The organism is Virgibacillus flavescens (assembly GCF_050574275.1).
In the GTDB taxonomy this organism is placed as follows: Bacteria; Bacillota; Bacilli; order Bacillales; family Amphibacillaceae; genus Virgibacillus_F; species Virgibacillus_F flavescens.
This window is the reverse complement of sequence record NZ_CP192260.1, coordinates 1907570-1922876: the sequence shown is the minus strand read 5'-3', so window position 1 is coordinate 1922876 and position 15307 is coordinate 1907570. Positions and strand designations below refer to the sequence as shown.

Genomic DNA, 15307 nt, shown 5'->3' with positions numbered 1-15307 from the left:
CCTTGTCCCACCTACTAGCGTTCCCGCTTAACCTCGTCCACTTTTTTGCCTTCTTTATCAAATTTTACCGCGCGATAATACGCGTCATGGTAAAACGTATACCATGCTCCTTTAGAATATCCGTAATCCATCCACTTTTCTTTTGCATGAACAGACGTTACAGGATAGTCGTCGAAGGCTAATGCCCATAATTTATTCTGGTGAGCATGCGTTGGCATAATGTCGGCCATGTGTATAAACGAATCTTCCTGATCCTCGAACAATATAATACAATGACCATCACTATGACCACCCGTGTGAATCATCGATAATCCTTCATCAACTTTTAATTCATTCTTAAATGGCTTCACCTGATTTTTTACAGCTTTCCAATTTTCTTCCCAATATGTATTTACGGATCGAATATTAGGATTGCGCATCTCATTCCACTCTACTTCAGAAGTATAGATTACAGCATTTTCGAATACAGATTCATATCCGTCTTCGGTTTGTTTTGTAAGTCCACAAGCATGGTCGAAATGGAGGTGCGTCATTAGAACAGCATCGATATCAGACGTGACCAAGCCAATCTTCTCAAGCGACTGATTAATAGAAGACTCTTCCAGCACTCCGAAATTTCGTTTTAGTTTGTCTGACAGCTTTCCGTTTCCCATACCAGAATCAATTAAGTAGTTCTTACCATTTACTTGCAGTAATATCGGGTCCGTGCGAAGTTCAATTTGATTTTTATCGTTATGCGGATATTTTTTACTCCATAATGCTTTTGGAACGACACCAAACATGGCTCCACCATCAAGATGGTTGACGCCACCGTTTAGCCAAGTTAATTTAGCTTTGCCAATTTGTACTGTTTCCATCATACCAGCCTCCCTATCTACCATTAGTGTAGCGAATTACAAGAAGAGCTGCAAATGAATAAGGCTAGTTCTTCCTTGTAACTATTAGTACCCACCAAATCAATAAGGGTTGAAATAATAAACGTACCCACAATGCTGTCTGACTTGTATCATTGGTCCATGGTGCAGGTATTTCATATAGTGCAGCATAAATATTCGCAGGAAAAATAAGCACCAAATAGATTGCCGTATAACCTCCAGCGGTTTTTCTGGTCTTCGGGTTTAGCATTAATAGAGCAAGTAACCATTCAATTAACCCCGTAGCATATACAATAGAACTTTTAAACGGTACAAATTCCGGAAACATACTGGCAAACCCATCTACGTAAATAAAATGGCTAAATCCTGCAGCAATAAACACCAGTACGAATAAATACAGACCAATTTTTTTAAGGAGTTTGATATAAATTCCTCCAGCTAGTTAAATTTTGTTTTACACCGGTATATCGGCTGACCTTTACTTGAGAATTTTTCCTCGTATTCCGTCATCACATTGGTTGGATCATCTAATGCATGCAGATCGAGCGTTACCTCTTCTAATCGCAATCCGTACTTTGAAAAACTGACGAGTGAGTATTCAAACAGCCGGCGATTGTCAGTTTTCATAACTAAATCATTGTTTTCATCTAAAATATTTTCATACTTAGATAAGAATGTGTGAAAGCTTAATCTTCTTTTTTCATGACGGGTTTTTGGCCATGGATCAGAGAAATTCAAATAGATCGCTGAAACCTCATTTTGACCAAATATTTCTTCCAGATCATCGGCATTTTCATTTAGTAATAATAAATTAGTTTGTTCGGATTCTTTGACCTTTTGAGCAGCATCTACAATAATGCTCTTAGCCATTTCCACTCCAACAAAATTAATATTTGGATATTGTTCGGCCATTCCTACTATAAACTGACCTTTTCCGGTTCCAATTTCCAGATGAATGGGGTTACTATTCCCAAACACTTCATTCCATTTATTTTGGTTCTCTTTTGGGTTTGCGATGACAATATTACGATTTTCCTGCAAAAAATCATTTGCCCATGGTTTATTACGCTGTCTCATGATGAATAAGTCCTCCTGTAAAAAAAAGTCATATTTTTCTCAAAAATTGGCAATCATAGAATATATAAGATTGTACATGCTAATAAGTGAGGTGAAATGAAATTATGTTAACGGTTAATGATCAACTAACTGTACTGCACGATATATTAACAGAACAATCCGAAGAACACTGTGCTGAAATTGCTGAATATAAACAAATTAAACGTATTATTCAAACCTTAATGGCAAAAGACAGCATATCGGATGAACAGCTTTTATCGCTTTTACCAGAAATTTATAATTACGGTATACAAGGTGAAAATGCCCAGAATCTGGAAGAACATGTAGCCACTAATAAAAGCAACATTGAAACGTGGACCACTTATATCAATCAGTCTAACCTAGAGTAATTCGCGTACATGTACGTTCAAGTCGTGTATATCCTTCAACCTGTCATTAGTTTTTTCAAATTCGTTACGTTCTGTATGCCAATTCAAATAATAAAGCGCATCAGTCAAAAGATACCAGTACATCCGCTTTATTAAATTTGGATTTTTTGTCATTCCGTAATGGGATAGCCATTCGTCCCAATCTTCTTCAGGTATATACCATTTCAGTATAAAGCCAACATCCACCATGGGATCGGCAATCATAGCATTATCCCAGTCAATTAGGTACAACTGACTTTCACGGGTTATGAGTATGTTATTATGATTCAGGTCACCATGGCAAACAACTTGTTTTTGATTTTCAGTTACAGGAAGCAGTTCATCCAAAAAATGGATAGTCTTTTGAATTTCATCATCTAATTCATACAGACTATTATTCTTTGTTTGCTGCTTCAAATTACATAAACTTTCTTTGGGAGTGAATGGCTTTTTCCCTAATCGCATCAGCATGTGGAGCAGTTCTGAAGACTGATGAATTTTTTCCAGTAAAGAAGCTACTTTATAATGCTGCATCTCAATGGATTTAAGTTCCCGACCTTCTAACCATTCTTGTGCTGTAATTACATCTCCGTTCTCCAGGCGTTTTGTCCAAACGAGTTTTGGAACAATACCTTCTGCAGAGAGTACTGCCAAAAAAGGAGAAGAGTTTCGTTTTAAAAACAGTTTGTCTGTATTCCTATTCGCAATATATGCTTCACCAGTTAGTCCACCGGCTGATCTTATGTCCCAGTCTTTTCCTAGAACTGTTTTTAGCCAATCCACATTCATTCCTCAAATCTGAAAAAATATAGTCCAATCATGTATGTTAAAACTAATTATGTAAAAAAACAACTATTTATTCAACTAAAGAGGTCTTAATCACAGAAATTGACTGAGATTGTTTACTAATCTTGCACGTCGAACAAACACCTGGTTGACCGTCCACCTGATAATATGCAACAGTATTTGCTGCTATTTCCAACTCGTGTACCTGAACAATTTCAACTTCTTTAAAGTTAATATGCTTACCACTAAATACGGTAATAAATAACGCCAGTACTTTTAACCTGGATATAGAATGAAGTATTAAAACAGGAAATGTATCCGGTTGTATTTGGGCATCGGGGATGATTTTCATACCCCCTCCATAAAATGGATGATTTGCTGCTGTGACCATCCAGCAGTTTGGAATAAATCTTTTCTTGTCGTCTATCGTGAGTACCACATCGATTGGTCTAAAACGAAATAATAAATGTAGAAGTGCAATAGAATAAGTAAATGTGGCCAGTCGAAATAAATTTAATATCTTCTTGTAAATAGACTTATTGGCAGCATGAGTAATTGCTGCATCAAATCCAAAGCCAAAACTATTTACAAAATGACGCGGAGTACCATTAATTTCATAATTTCCAAGCCAATATGGAAAAGTCGACGGATCCTTAACAATTTGCTGAAAGAGTAATAATGGCTTTCCTTTAATCCCACATCCCCTGGCAAAATCGTTTCCCGAACCACCAGGTATATAAGCTATGGAAATTGCTTTATCCTGCAGACCATTTAGTACTTCATGTATGGTTCCATCTCCGCCAATGACAATAAGACACGTAATATTACTGTACTTCAGATGAAGGCAGCTCGTAATTTCTTCCGCATGTCCTGGATATTTTGTAAACATAACAAGCGAGTTAATCTGTTGATATAAGTCACTTTTTGCTATTTTCGAAAAAACTTTTTTTGCTCGGCCATTACCTGCCTTGGGATTCACTATAAATATATGCATCGATTTCCCCTCACCACTATGCATCATTATCCATTGTAAAAGTTGATTCATCTTCTTCCCACTCAGGTCGCTTCATAGAAGTTGTTTGACAATGTTTCAAAAGCGTATCGATCACTTTAAGCTGTCTGCTTTTTAATGGTGAAACCAGACTTCTTTTCTCATTAAACCACTTTTCGTACTCGAGTTTACCAATGATTCTTGTTTGATATGGCTCGGTATGAAAAACGATGTGGTTCTTACGGGAAAGTACTATTTTTTTAATTGGGAAATCAATGCTCTCAGTTGCCAAAATTTGCTTCACGATTTTTTCAGTTCGCTTCAAAGTAATGAGCGGACTCAGTATTTTTGATTGTTTAGCAGTTCCTTCTTTCTCCCATGTACGCTCATCACCCGCATGAATTTTCACATTTTCCGGTTCGTCGAATAAGTAAATGATTTCGATGCCAATTGGGCTAATAAAAATAATTTCTCCGTCGACCGGTATATTTTTAATCGAAAAAATCGGGTAATACATTAGTAAATACGTATCTGGGAACCGCTGCATAAAGTACTTTAATTTGTCATCTCTCTCCAGTTCTTTATCAATAAATGAGACACTAGTCACTGTCGAGGAAGCCCATTTTAGTTGAAATGGGAATAATTTATCCAGGAAATAATGTTTAAGCTCTTCTTCAGTTTTTGGAAGGGCTTCCTGTTCTGGTGCATTATCTGTTTCCACTACCGAATCACGTTTGATGAATAGCTTCCACTTATCAAACGCAGAAAGGCTTTCATTAGATTCCAACTCCTCTGGCTCTTCTTCCGGATTACTCCACAGATAGTGAAGTTTTTGCCAGTTTTCCTGTTTCAACCGGATGTATTGGCTTGGATACCGGTACGCATTCCATTCATATCTGGATACATAATCCTGCACTTTGATAAGCTGTGCGATTACGTTCACCTCCCCATTAGTTTATAGGACTTAATAACTTCATATTTCGGATTTTTTGACGGATAAATTTGATAAACATTTATCTCTTTCACGTCAAAAGCGGGCTTTTCAATCTGATAATTCCTTACCATTTCATTAACCCTAATTTTTTGTAAAGGATCCTTCCACTTTTTTGCAAGTGTAATATGCGCTCGAAATTCACGTTTTTCTCTTTCAAAGCCTGCATCTTCTGCAGCTGTTGCTATCGTCTCAACCAGTTCGGCTAAAGCTCTGGTTTTCGGTACTTCCGCATATAATACCCGTGGAGAGTTTGCATTGCCAAAGTAGTTAACACCTTTAATCTCAAGTGCAAAAGCTGGTATTCTTTCTATTGCCTTTAGCTTAAAAAGTAAATTTGTTAGTTTTTCCTGATTTACTGCCCCTAGAAATTTTAATGTAATATGAAAGTCACTGTTTTGTGTCCATTGCTTATATGGTAACTTATTTTTCAATTCAGATTGCCAGCTGAGCAACAATTTTTCACTAGTTTCTGAAACAGGTATACCGATAAAATAATGTGAATCTGACATTATATATGTACCTCTTTTCATTCCTGTATTTAGCGACTGTTTGCAAGGCTCCTCTTTATTATCGTACTGCATAAGAAAGTTATTTATATTTTTACATAATTTTTACTTTTAAAATGCATCATTTCGTAATAGAATATAACTAACTACTATGTGTACTCTGACACCCAAGATTAATGACTTCACCTGAGGAGTGGTTTTTTGGATTATCAAACATCTCGTATGTTAACAAGGGTTAAATCTGTTTATTTCCACATTAAAAAATGTGGTATGGTTTCTACACCTGAGTTAGCGGAAGAATTTGATACAACTAGCAGGACAATTCAACGCGATCTGCATGTGTTGATGTACAACGGCTTAGTTAGCAGTCCAACAAGAGGTAAATGGGAAATTACAGATAAAAAAGTAGTCAATTAGCAGGTGAAATTAATGCTGACGAATTAATCGTCAGCTATTTTTATGGACTTCTTTTCGTCTTCCGTAAGTTCTCGGTATTGTCCTGGTTTTAAAGAGGTATCTAACGCTAACGCTCCCATTTTCAATCGTTTAAGGTAAATGACTCTTTTGCCAACAGCACCAAACATCCGCTTAACTTGATGATATTTACCTTCCGTAATGGTAACTTCAACTTCTGACTCTTTCCCAGAAGAAAGAATATGCAACGCTGCCGGCTTCGTAATATAACCATCGTCCAGTTCGAGACCAATTGAAAATTGTTTGACGTCCTCTGCGGTTACAGTACCATCTATCTTTGCATAATAGAGCTTTGAAATATCTTTTTTGGGAGAGGTGAGCTTGTGTCCAAGGTCACCATTATTAGTTAGCAGCAATAATCCCTCTGTATCTTTATCCAATCTCCCTACAGGAAATGGTTTAAATTTCTGGAATTCAGCCGATAGCAGATCAATAATCGTTTTTTCTTTATCATCAGTTGTCGCTGAGACATAGCCAGGAGGTTTATTTAACATCAGGTAAATAAACTTCTGATAGTGAACTTCTTCTACTCCGACGACAACGGAATCTAACGATGGGTCAACATGCAGGCTGCCATCTTTTGTTACCGAATTATTCACGGAAACCTGTTTCTGTTTAAGTATATTCTTTACATCTTTTCTGCTTCCATAACCCATATTAGCCAAAAGTTTATCAAGACGCATGGACTAGCCCTCCGTTATCTTTTGAAAATACGATCGAGCACTCGAATTTTATTACCCAATACTCGTTCAAGTAATGTTGACTGGTAACCTAACCATAAATAGACGCTTCCGCCCACAGTTACTCCTGTAATTAGCATTACCACAGATCCCCATCTTTCTTCGACTGGAATTACCATTCCGAGTAGCGATTTCGTTAACATTAATACCGCCACCATAAGTAAGGTGAAAATACCTACAAGCAACGTACGTTTAAACAATTGTTTGTACGAAAATTGGATGGAAGTATGGATTCGCCACATATTCAGTGCAACTGCAGTTGATACAGCAAGAGCAGTTCCGAAAATCATCCCTTTTGCACCAAACATATGAATTAATTGAATGTTAAAGAGAATTTTTATGAGTAATCCGCCTGTTAAACTAATCACTGCAAACCGTTGCTGGTTTATACCCTGAAGGATAGAAGCTGACACAATAAAAAGGCCAAATAATAGACCAACAGGTGCATACCAACCAAGTAGTGATTCCATTAATTCAAAACGTTCTGTTCCAAATAGTGATCCATATGTAACTCCCGACAACATGGATAACCCAACTACTGCTGGAACAGTTAAAACAATAACAATTTGAAGTGCTTGGTTAATTTGCTTAAATAATAGCGTTTTATTCTTTTCATTAAATGATTTTGTAAGTGCTGGCAATATAGCTAGAGATAAACCCGTCGCTAAAGCAACCGGGATAATGACGACCTTATGTGCGTTGAAATTTATCGCACCATAAACGAAATCAACAAGATCACCTTGACCTATTGCTTTCATGGCATGGGCAAATGTAATTTGATCAACTAGTTGATATAGCGGTGTTGCAATTCCCACCAGAACAAATGGACCAGCATATAGGAATAATTCTTTAACTAACTCCTTCGCAGGGATCTCCGTATGTGCTCGTTGTGTTTGTATGTTTTTATAAATAAATGGCTTTCGTTTTCTCCAATATATATATAAAACAATGCACGAAGCTAATCCGCCAATAAATGCTGCAAACGTAGCAAATCCTATTGCTGTAGAAGTAGTTCCATCAAACAGTTTTGTTATAATAAATACGGATGTTAATAAAAATACAATGCGAACTATTTGTTCTGCAACCTGTGATACAGCTGTTGGGCCCATAGATTGATATCCTTGAAAAAAGCCACGAACTATACTCATTGCAGGAATGATAAGCAGAGCAAAGCTAACCATTTTAAGCACTAAGGTAATTTCACCAACCGAAATATTTTCTACAGTCCCATTGCTAACCTCGCTTGCAAGAGTGATTTTGGCAATATATTCAGCGCCAAAAAACAGCGCCAAAAAGGCAAGAAACCCTGTAACCAACATTAAATAGATACCTATCCGAAACATTCGCAAACCCGTTTGGTAGTCTCCAAGTGCGTTATACTTTGATACAAATTTCGAAACAGCAAGAGGGACTCCGATAGTAGAAATGGTAATAAGTATATTATATGGTGTATAACCATAAGCAAATAACGTAATACCCTTCTCGTCAATAAGCATATTAAATGGAATAACATAAATCATTCCTAAAAATTTTGATAAGAATGTGGCACCTGTAAGTAACATAGTGCCTTTGACAATATTCGACATAAATTCACCTGCATCTATTATTTTATAACATATCCTCCATTTTATCATAACTACCTAATAGGATGATAAGAATTAGTGGCAAATAGATCAAGTTTCGGTATTAACATATCTAAAATTGTAGGATTTACTTGTGAATAATGGTACGATACTAGCGAAAGGAATGAAGTAAAGTGGAATACGATGTAATTATTATTGGTGGAGGTCCTTCAGGATTAATGGCTTCGATCGCCGCTGCAGAAAGTGGCGCTAAATGCTTATTAGTAGAAAAAGGATCAAAGCTTGGAAAGAAGTTAGCAATTTCAGGTGGAGGACGCTGTAATGTAACTAATCGCCTCCCTGAAGACGAAGTAATTAAACATATACCAGGTAACGGGAAGTTTTTATATAGTGCTTTTTCGGTTTTTAATAACTACGATATTATTGAGTTTTTTGAAGAAATGGGCGTTGAATTAAAAGAAGAAGATCATGGACGTATGTTTCCAGTAACAAACTCAGCTAAAACGGTGGTAAATGCCTTAATTAACAAGCTGCATGAACTCAATGTCAAGATACGCATGGAAACTGAAGTGAAAACCATTAATTTTGATGATAATGAGCATACAATAATATTATCTGATAACGAAAAAATAGCTTGTAAATCAATTGTTTTAGCGGTAGGCGGTAAAGCTGTTCCACACACAGGGTCAACAGGAGATGGCTATGCTTGGGCTAAGAAAGCAGGCCATACGATCACTAAATTGTATCCTACAGAAGTTGCGCTTACCTCTAATGAACCCTTTATAAAGCAAAAACAATTGCAGGGTCTTTCGTTAAGAGACGTTGCACTTACAGTACTTAACAAAAAGAACAAAGCTATCATTACGCATCAGATGGATATGATATTTACGCATTTTGGCATCTCCGGACCAGCCGTATTAAGATGTTCCCAGTTTGTGGTCAAAGAATTTATGAAAGACAGAACTGAAGTTGAAATGGTTTTAGATGTTCTTCCATCTAAAAATGAAGATTTACTTATAAAAGAACTATGGGATACTTTGCAGGACAACCCTAAAAAATCGGTTAAGAACACATTCAAAGGAATTGTACCTGAGCGATTTTTATCTTACATTTTCGCAAAGAACGAAATAGCTGAAGACCAAAAAGCTGGAACCATCTCTAAAGAATCGGTAAGATCAATCGTTCATGACTTTAAACGTTTCACATTTCATGTACACGGTTCCTTGTCTCTTGAAAAGGCGTTTGTAACAGGAGGTGGAGTTTCCATTAAAGAAATTGTACCAAACACCATGCAATCAAAAATCATGCATGGATTATATTTCTGTGGGGAAATTTTAGACATCCATGGGTATACAGGTGGATATAATATCACTTCAGCACTGGTTACTGGAAGGTTAGCAGGATCAAATGCTGCGCTAGAGGCAGGTTTTATAGTAAAAGAATAAACTGTTTGGAATGTCTTACCTTGTATGATTTAAAAACAATTGAGTAACCCTATTAAAGTCTCATGACATGAAAAGAAGGGTTGAGATTTGCATGGAAAAAAATCAAATGTTGGTACCTTTATTAGCATCAGTCGGTATTGGTGCAGCCACTTATTATACCATGACAAAAAATAATCAATCTGTTGGCCAAACCGGTCAAAAAGTGGGTCCATCTTCTGCACAAACGATTATAGAGGATAAGCAGACACTTGGACCTTATGGAATGAGCTAAGAGTTTTCTTCTATAGTAAAACACTAAAAAAGCGAAGATACGATTTAACGTATCTTCGCTTAACTTTTGCCTGGCGGCGTCCTACTCTTGCAGGGACAAAGTCCCAACTACCATCGGCGCTGGAGAGCTTAACTACTGTGTTCGGTATGGGAACAGGTGTGTCCTCTCCGCTATTACTACCAGACCATCTTGAAAATTCAAGGACAAGATTTATTATAACTATTCTCGCATGAAAATGCAAGTGCTATTTTTATTTTTTCTTGTACCCTAAAAACTAAATAAGAGCGCAATAGACATGACATCGTAAATGGTTAGTTAAGTCCTCGATCTATTAGTATTCGTCAGCTCCACGTGTCACCACGCTTCCACCTCGAACCTATCAACCTCATCGTCTCTGAGGGATCTTACTCACTCGAAGTGATGGGAAGTCTCATCTTGAGGGGGGCTTCATGCTTAGATGCTTTCAGCACTTATCCTTTCCACACGTAGCTACCCAGCTATGCTCCTGGCGGAACAACTGGTACACCAGCGGTATGTCCATCCCGGTCCTCTCGTACTAAGGACAGCTCCTCTCAAACTTCCAACGCCCACGACGGATAGGGACCGAACTGTCTCACGACGTTCTGAACCCAGCTCGCGTACCGCTTTAATGGGCGAACAGCCCAACCCTTGGGACCGACTACAGCCCCAGGATGCGATGAGCCGACATCGAGGTGCCAAACCTCCCCGTCGATGTGAACTCTTGGGGGAGATAAGCCTGTTATCCCCGGGGTAGCTTTTATCCGTTGAGCGATGGCCCTTCCATGCGGAACCACCGGATCACTAAGCCCGACTTTCGTCCCTGCTCGACTTGTAGGTCTCGCAGTCAAGCTCCCTTATGCCTTTACACTCTACGAATGATTTCCAACCATTCTGAGGGAACCTTTGGGCGCCTCCGTTACTCTTTGGGAGGCGACCGCCCCAGTCAAACTACCCGCCTGACACTGTCTCCGAACCGGATTACGGTCCTGGGTTAGAATGTCCGTACAGCCAGGGTGGTATCCCACGGATGCCTCCACCGAAGCTAGCGCTCCGGTTTCTAAGGCTCCCACCTATCCTGTACAAGCTGTACCAACATTCAATATCAGGCTATAGTAAAGCTCCACGGGGTCTTTCCGTCCTGTCGCGGGTAATGCGCATCTTCACGCATAGTATAATTTCACCGGGTCTCTCGTTGAGACAGTGCCCAAGTCGTTGCACCTTTCGTGCGGGTCGGAACTTACCCGACAAGGAATTTCGCTACCTTAGGACCGTTATAGTTACGGCCGCCGTTTACTGGGGCTTCGGTTCTAAGCTTCGCGCCCGAAGGCGCTAACCTTTCCCCTTAACCTTCCAGCACCGGGCAGGTGTCAGCCCCTATACTTCGCCTTTCGGCTTCGCAGAGACCTGTGTTTTTGCTAAACAGTCGCTTGGGCCTATTCACTGCGGCTCCTCCTTAAAAGGAGCACCCCTTCTCCCGAAGTTACGGGGTCATTTTGCCGAGTTCCTTAACGAGAGTTCTCCCGATCACCTTAGGATTCTCTCCTCGCCTACCTGTGTCGGTTTACGGTACGGGCACCTATGAACTCACTAGAGGCTTTTCTTGGCAGTGTGAAATCCAGAACTTCGGTACTTAATTTCCCTCCCCATCACAGCTCAGAATTGTTGGACGGATTTGCCAATCCAACTCCCTTGCTGCTTGGGCGCACTCATCCATCGGTGCGCATTCCTTATCCTACTGCGTCCCCCCATCGCTCAAACATTCATGAGGTGGTACAGGAATATCTACCTGTTGTCCATCGCCTACGCCTTTCGGCCTCGGCTTAGGTCCCGACTAACCCTGAGCGGACGAGCCTTCCTCAGGAAACCTTAGGCTTTCGGTGAAAGAGATTCTCACTCTTTTTTCGCTACTCATACCGGCATTCTCACTTCGAAACGCTCCACCAGTCCTCACGGTCTGACTTCACAGCAGTTCGAACGCTCTCCTACCATTGTTCAAAGAACAATCCGCAGCTTCGGTGATACGTTTAGCCCCGGTACATTTTCGGCGCAGAGTCACTCGACCAGTGAGCTATTACGCACTCTTTAAATGGTGGCTGCTTCTAAGCCAACATCCTGGTTGTCTGGGCAACTCCACATCCTTTTCCACTTAACGTATACTTTGGGACCTTAGCTGGCGGTCTGGGCTGTTTCCCTTTCGACTATGAACCTTATCACCCATAGTCTGACTCCCAGGCTTACGTAGCTGGCATTCGGAGTTTGACTGAATTCGGTAACCCGGTGAGGGCCCCTAGTCCAATCAGTGCTCTACCTCCAGTACGCATCTGCCTGAGGCTAGCCCTAAAGCTATTTCGGAGAGAACCAGCTATCTCCGTGTTCGATTGGCATTTCACCCCTACCCACACCTCATCCCCGCATTTTTCAACATACGTGGGTTCGGGCCTCCAGTCAGTGTTACCTGACCTTCACCCTGGACATGGGTAGATCACACGGTTTCGGGTCTACGACCGCATACTATTTCGCCCTATTCAGACTCGCTTTCGCTGCGGCTCCGTGTCTTCCACTTAACCTTGCATACGATCGTAACTCGCCGGTCCATTCTACAAAAGGTACGCCGTCACCCATTAACGGGCTTCGACTACTTGTAAGCGCACGGTTTCAGGATCTCTTTCACTCCCCTTCCGGGGTGCTTTTCACCTTTCCCTCACGGTACTGGTTCACTATCGGTCACTAGGTAGTATTTAGCCTTGGGAGATGGTCCTCCCGGATTCCGACGGGATTTCTCGTGTCCCGCCGTACTCAGGATACACTCCGGAGGAAACACTTTTTCGACTACAGGGCTCTTACCCGCTATGGCTGATCGTTCCAGATCGATTCATCTAAAGTATTTCTTTGTAACTCCAAAGGAGTGTCCTACAACCCCAGAAAGCAAGCTTTCTGGTTTGGGCTGATTCCGTTTCGCTCGCCGCTACTCAGGAAATCGCATTTGCTTTCTCTTCCTCCGGGTACTGAGATGTTTCAGTTCCCCGGGTCTGCCTCACATACCCTATGTATTCAGATATGCGTACTGCTCCATTACGAACAGTGGGTTTCCCCATTCGGAAATCCTCGGATCAATGTCTACTTACAACTCCCCGAGGCATATCGGTGTTAGTCCCGTCCTTCGTCGGCTCCTAGTGCCAAGGCATTCACCGTGCGCTCTTCTTCACTTAACTATCTTTATGATTAAGAACTTACGTTTTAATTCGATGTCTTGTCTATATTGCTCTTATTTAGTTTTCAAGGTACAAAAAGAGAGATTCGCATCCCTCAAAACTGAACAAACAACCTTGTATGTTAAGGCCTATCAACGATAGGTCTTACGATGACGCAAGCGTCACCGATTTTCCGTTAAACAGTACGGCTTCTGCTATCACTAGCTTCGGCTTTCTGTTTTTCCTTAGAAAGGAGGTGATCCAGCCGCACCTTCCGATACGGCTACCTTGTTACGACTTCACCCCAATCATTGGTCCCACCTTCGGCGGCTGGCCCCTAAAAGGTTACCTCACCGACTTCGGGTGTTACCAACTCTCGTGGTGTGACGGGCGGTGTGTACAAGGCCCGGGAACGTATTCACCGCGGCATGCTGATCCGCGATTACTAGCGATTCCGGCTTCATGTAGGCGAGTTGCAGCCTACAATCCGAACTGAGAATGGTTTTATGGGATTTGCTTGACCTCGCGGTTTTGCGTCCCTTTGTTCCATCCATTGTAGCACGTGTGTAGCCCAGGTCATAAGGGGCATGATGATTTGACGTCATCCCCACCTTCCTCCGGTTTGTCACCGGCAGTCACCTTAGAGTGCCCAACTGAATGCTGGCAACTAAGATCAAGGGTTGCGCTCGTTGCGGGACTTAACCCAACATCTCACGACACGAGCTGACGACAACCATGCACCACCTGTCACTCTGTCCCCGAAGGGAACACGATATCTCTATCGCTTGCAGAGGATGTCAAGACCTGGTAAGGTTCTTCGCGTTGCTTCGAATTAAACCACATGCTCCACCGCTTGTGCGGGCCCCCGTCAATTCTTTTGAGTTTCAGCCTTGCGGCCGTACTCCCCAGGCGGAGTGCTTAATGCGTTAACTTCAGCACTAAGGGGCGGAAACCCCCTAACACCTAGCACTCATCGTTTACGGCGTGGACTACCAGGGTATCTAATCCTGTTCGCTCCCCACGCTTTCGCTCCTCAGCGTCAGTTACAGACCAGAGAGTCGCCTTCGCCACTGGTGTTCCTCCACATCTCTACGCATTTCACCGCTACACGTGGAATTCCACTCTCCTCTTCTGTACTCAAGTCCTCCAGTTTCCAATGACCCTCCACGGTTGAGCCGTGGGCTTTCACATCAGACTTAAAAGACCGCCTGCGAGCGCTTTACGCCCAATAATTCCGGACAACGCTTGCCCCCTACGTATTACCGCGGCTGCTGGCACGTAGTTAGCCGGGGCTTTCTGGTTAGGTACCGTCAAGGCACCGTCCTATTAGAACGGTACTTGTTCTTCCCCAACAACAGAGCTTTACGATCCGAAAACCTTCATCACTCACGCGGCGTTGCTCCGTCAGACTTTCGTCCATTGCGGAAGATTCCCTACTGCTGCCTCCCGTAGGAGTCTGGGCCGTGTCTCAGTCCCAGTGTGGCCGATCACCCTCTCAGGTCGGCTACGCATCGTCGCCTTGGTGGGCCATTACCCCACCAACTAGCTAATGCGACGCGGGCCCATCTGCAAGTGACAGCCGAAGCCGCCTTTCAACTTTCTACCATGAGATAAAAAGTATTATTCGGTATTAGCTCCGGTTTCCCGGAGTTATCCCAATCTTGCAGGCAGGTTGCCCACGTGTTACTCACCCGTCCGCCGCTCGTTCCACAAGCGCACACCCCGAAGGGTGATTGCTTGCTTCCCGCGCTCGACTTGCATGTATTAGGCACGCCGCCAGCGTTCGTCCTGAGCCAAGATCAAACTCTCCAAAATAGTTTGGATAAGATTAATAAAATTAATCCCATCAGTTGTCTTAGCTTTCTTGCTTGTTCTTAACATACTTGGTTGTTTGTTCAGTTTTCAAGGAGCAAATTTCTTACCGTCACCTCTTGTCGACAGTATAA

General features: G+C 41.6%; 13 protein-coding genes and 3 rRNA genes. 4 read left to right on the top strand and 12 right to left on the bottom strand.

What is annotated here, in order from left to right; genetic code table 11:
* Positions 1-14 precede the first annotated feature (14 nt).
* The 3 genes from VBD025_RS09140 to trmB all read right to left on the bottom strand — a co-directional run bounded on the left by VBD025_RS09140 (position 15) and on the right by trmB (position 1952).
* Entirely contained in the window at positions 15-857 is an 843-nt protein-coding gene (locus VBD025_RS09140) for a YtnP family quorum-quenching lactonase (RefSeq protein ID WP_430791336.1), read from the bottom strand.
* A gap of 64 nt (positions 858-921) precedes the next feature.
* Positions 922-1257, bottom strand: coding sequence for a DoxX family protein (locus tag VBD025_RS09135; RefSeq protein WP_430784691.1), 336 nt, complete (start codon positions 1255-1257; stop codon positions 922-924).
* Between the two features lie 56 nt (positions 1258-1313).
* On the bottom strand, positions 1314-1952 hold the full coding sequence (gene trmB, locus VBD025_RS09130) for a tRNA (guanosine(46)-N7)-methyltransferase TrmB (protein ID WP_430784689.1): 639 nt from the start codon (positions 1950-1952) through the stop codon (positions 1314-1316).
* Positions 1953-2056: 104 nt separating this feature from the next.
* On the opposite strand from trmB, the gene VBD025_RS09125 reads away from it, so the two are divergent.
* Entirely contained in the window at positions 2057-2341 is a 285-nt protein-coding gene (locus tag VBD025_RS09125; RefSeq protein ID WP_430784687.1) for a YtzH-like family protein, read from the top strand.
* Here VBD025_RS09125 and VBD025_RS09120 read toward each other — a convergent pair.
* From VBD025_RS09120 to thpR, 4 genes are all read right to left on the bottom strand, one after another.
* Positions 2333-3148, bottom strand: coding sequence for a phosphotransferase (locus tag VBD025_RS09120; RefSeq protein ID WP_430784685.1), 816 nt, complete (start codon positions 3146-3148; stop codon positions 2333-2335). The two genes, VBD025_RS09125 and VBD025_RS09120, sit on opposite strands and share 9 nt — an antisense overlap.
* Positions 3149-3215: 67 nt before the next feature.
* Complete coding sequence (locus VBD025_RS09115; protein WP_430784683.1) at positions 3216-4190, bottom strand: diacylglycerol/lipid kinase family protein; 975 nt, start codon at positions 4188-4190, stop codon at positions 3216-3218.
* The gene (locus VBD025_RS09110; protein ID WP_430784681.1) at positions 4156-5052 is read right to left on the bottom strand and encodes an NERD domain-containing protein; all 897 of its coding nucleotides are present in this window, start codon (positions 5050-5052) and stop codon (positions 4156-4158) included. The genes VBD025_RS09115 and VBD025_RS09110 overlap by 35 nt, the downstream gene beginning before the upstream one ends.
* 23 nt (positions 5053-5075) lie before the next feature.
* Positions 5076-5639, bottom strand: a complete 564-nt coding sequence (gene thpR / locus VBD025_RS09105; RefSeq protein WP_430784679.1) for an RNA 2',3'-cyclic phosphodiesterase — start codon at positions 5637-5639, stop codon at positions 5076-5078.
* A 219-nt stretch (positions 5640-5858) separates the two neighbouring features.
* Here thpR and VBD025_RS09100 point away from each other — a divergent pair, with 219 nt between their 5' ends.
* Positions 5859-6053: a DeoR family transcriptional regulator gene (locus VBD025_RS09100; protein WP_430791334.1), complete on the top strand. Its 195-nt coding sequence runs from the start codon at positions 5859-5861 to the stop codon at positions 6051-6053.
* A 23-nt stretch (positions 6054-6076) separates the two neighbouring features.
* On the opposite strand, the gene VBD025_RS09095 is transcribed toward VBD025_RS09100, so the two are convergent.
* The gene (locus VBD025_RS09095) at positions 6077-6793 is read right to left on the bottom strand and encodes a pseudouridine synthase (protein WP_430784677.1); all 717 of its coding nucleotides are present in this window, start codon (positions 6791-6793) and stop codon (positions 6077-6079) included.
* A gap of 14 nt (positions 6794-6807) precedes the next feature.
* Positions 6808-8484, bottom strand: coding sequence for a putative polysaccharide biosynthesis protein (locus VBD025_RS09090; protein WP_430784675.1), 1677 nt, complete (start codon positions 8482-8484; stop codon positions 6808-6810).
* 122 nt (positions 8485-8606) lie between these two features.
* Between VBD025_RS09090 and VBD025_RS09085 the strand changes: the two genes are divergently transcribed.
* Positions 8607-9878, top strand: coding sequence for an NAD(P)/FAD-dependent oxidoreductase (locus VBD025_RS09085; RefSeq protein ID WP_430784673.1), 1272 nt, complete (start codon positions 8607-8609; stop codon positions 9876-9878).
* 91 nt (positions 9879-9969) lie between these two features.
* Positions 9970-10149 (top strand): hypothetical protein, encoded by a 180-nt coding sequence (locus VBD025_RS09080; RefSeq protein WP_430784671.1) that lies wholly within the window; start codon positions 9970-9972, stop codon positions 10147-10149.
* A 68-nt stretch (positions 10150-10217) separates the two neighbouring features.
* On the opposite strand, the gene rrf is transcribed toward VBD025_RS09080, so the two are convergent.
* The 3 genes from rrf to VBD025_RS09065 form a co-directional block, all read right to left on the bottom strand.
* Positions 10218-10333, bottom strand: a 5S ribosomal RNA gene (gene rrf / locus VBD025_RS09075).
* 127 nt (positions 10334-10460) lie between these two features.
* Positions 10461-13382: ribosomal RNA gene (locus VBD025_RS09070) — 23S ribosomal RNA — on the bottom strand.
* A gap of 228 nt (positions 13383-13610) precedes the next feature.
* Positions 13611-15176: ribosomal RNA gene (locus VBD025_RS09065) — 16S ribosomal RNA — on the bottom strand.
* The 16S, 23S and 5S rRNA genes sit together here, the layout of an rRNA operon.
* Between the last annotated feature and the right edge of the window lie 131 nt (positions 15177-15307).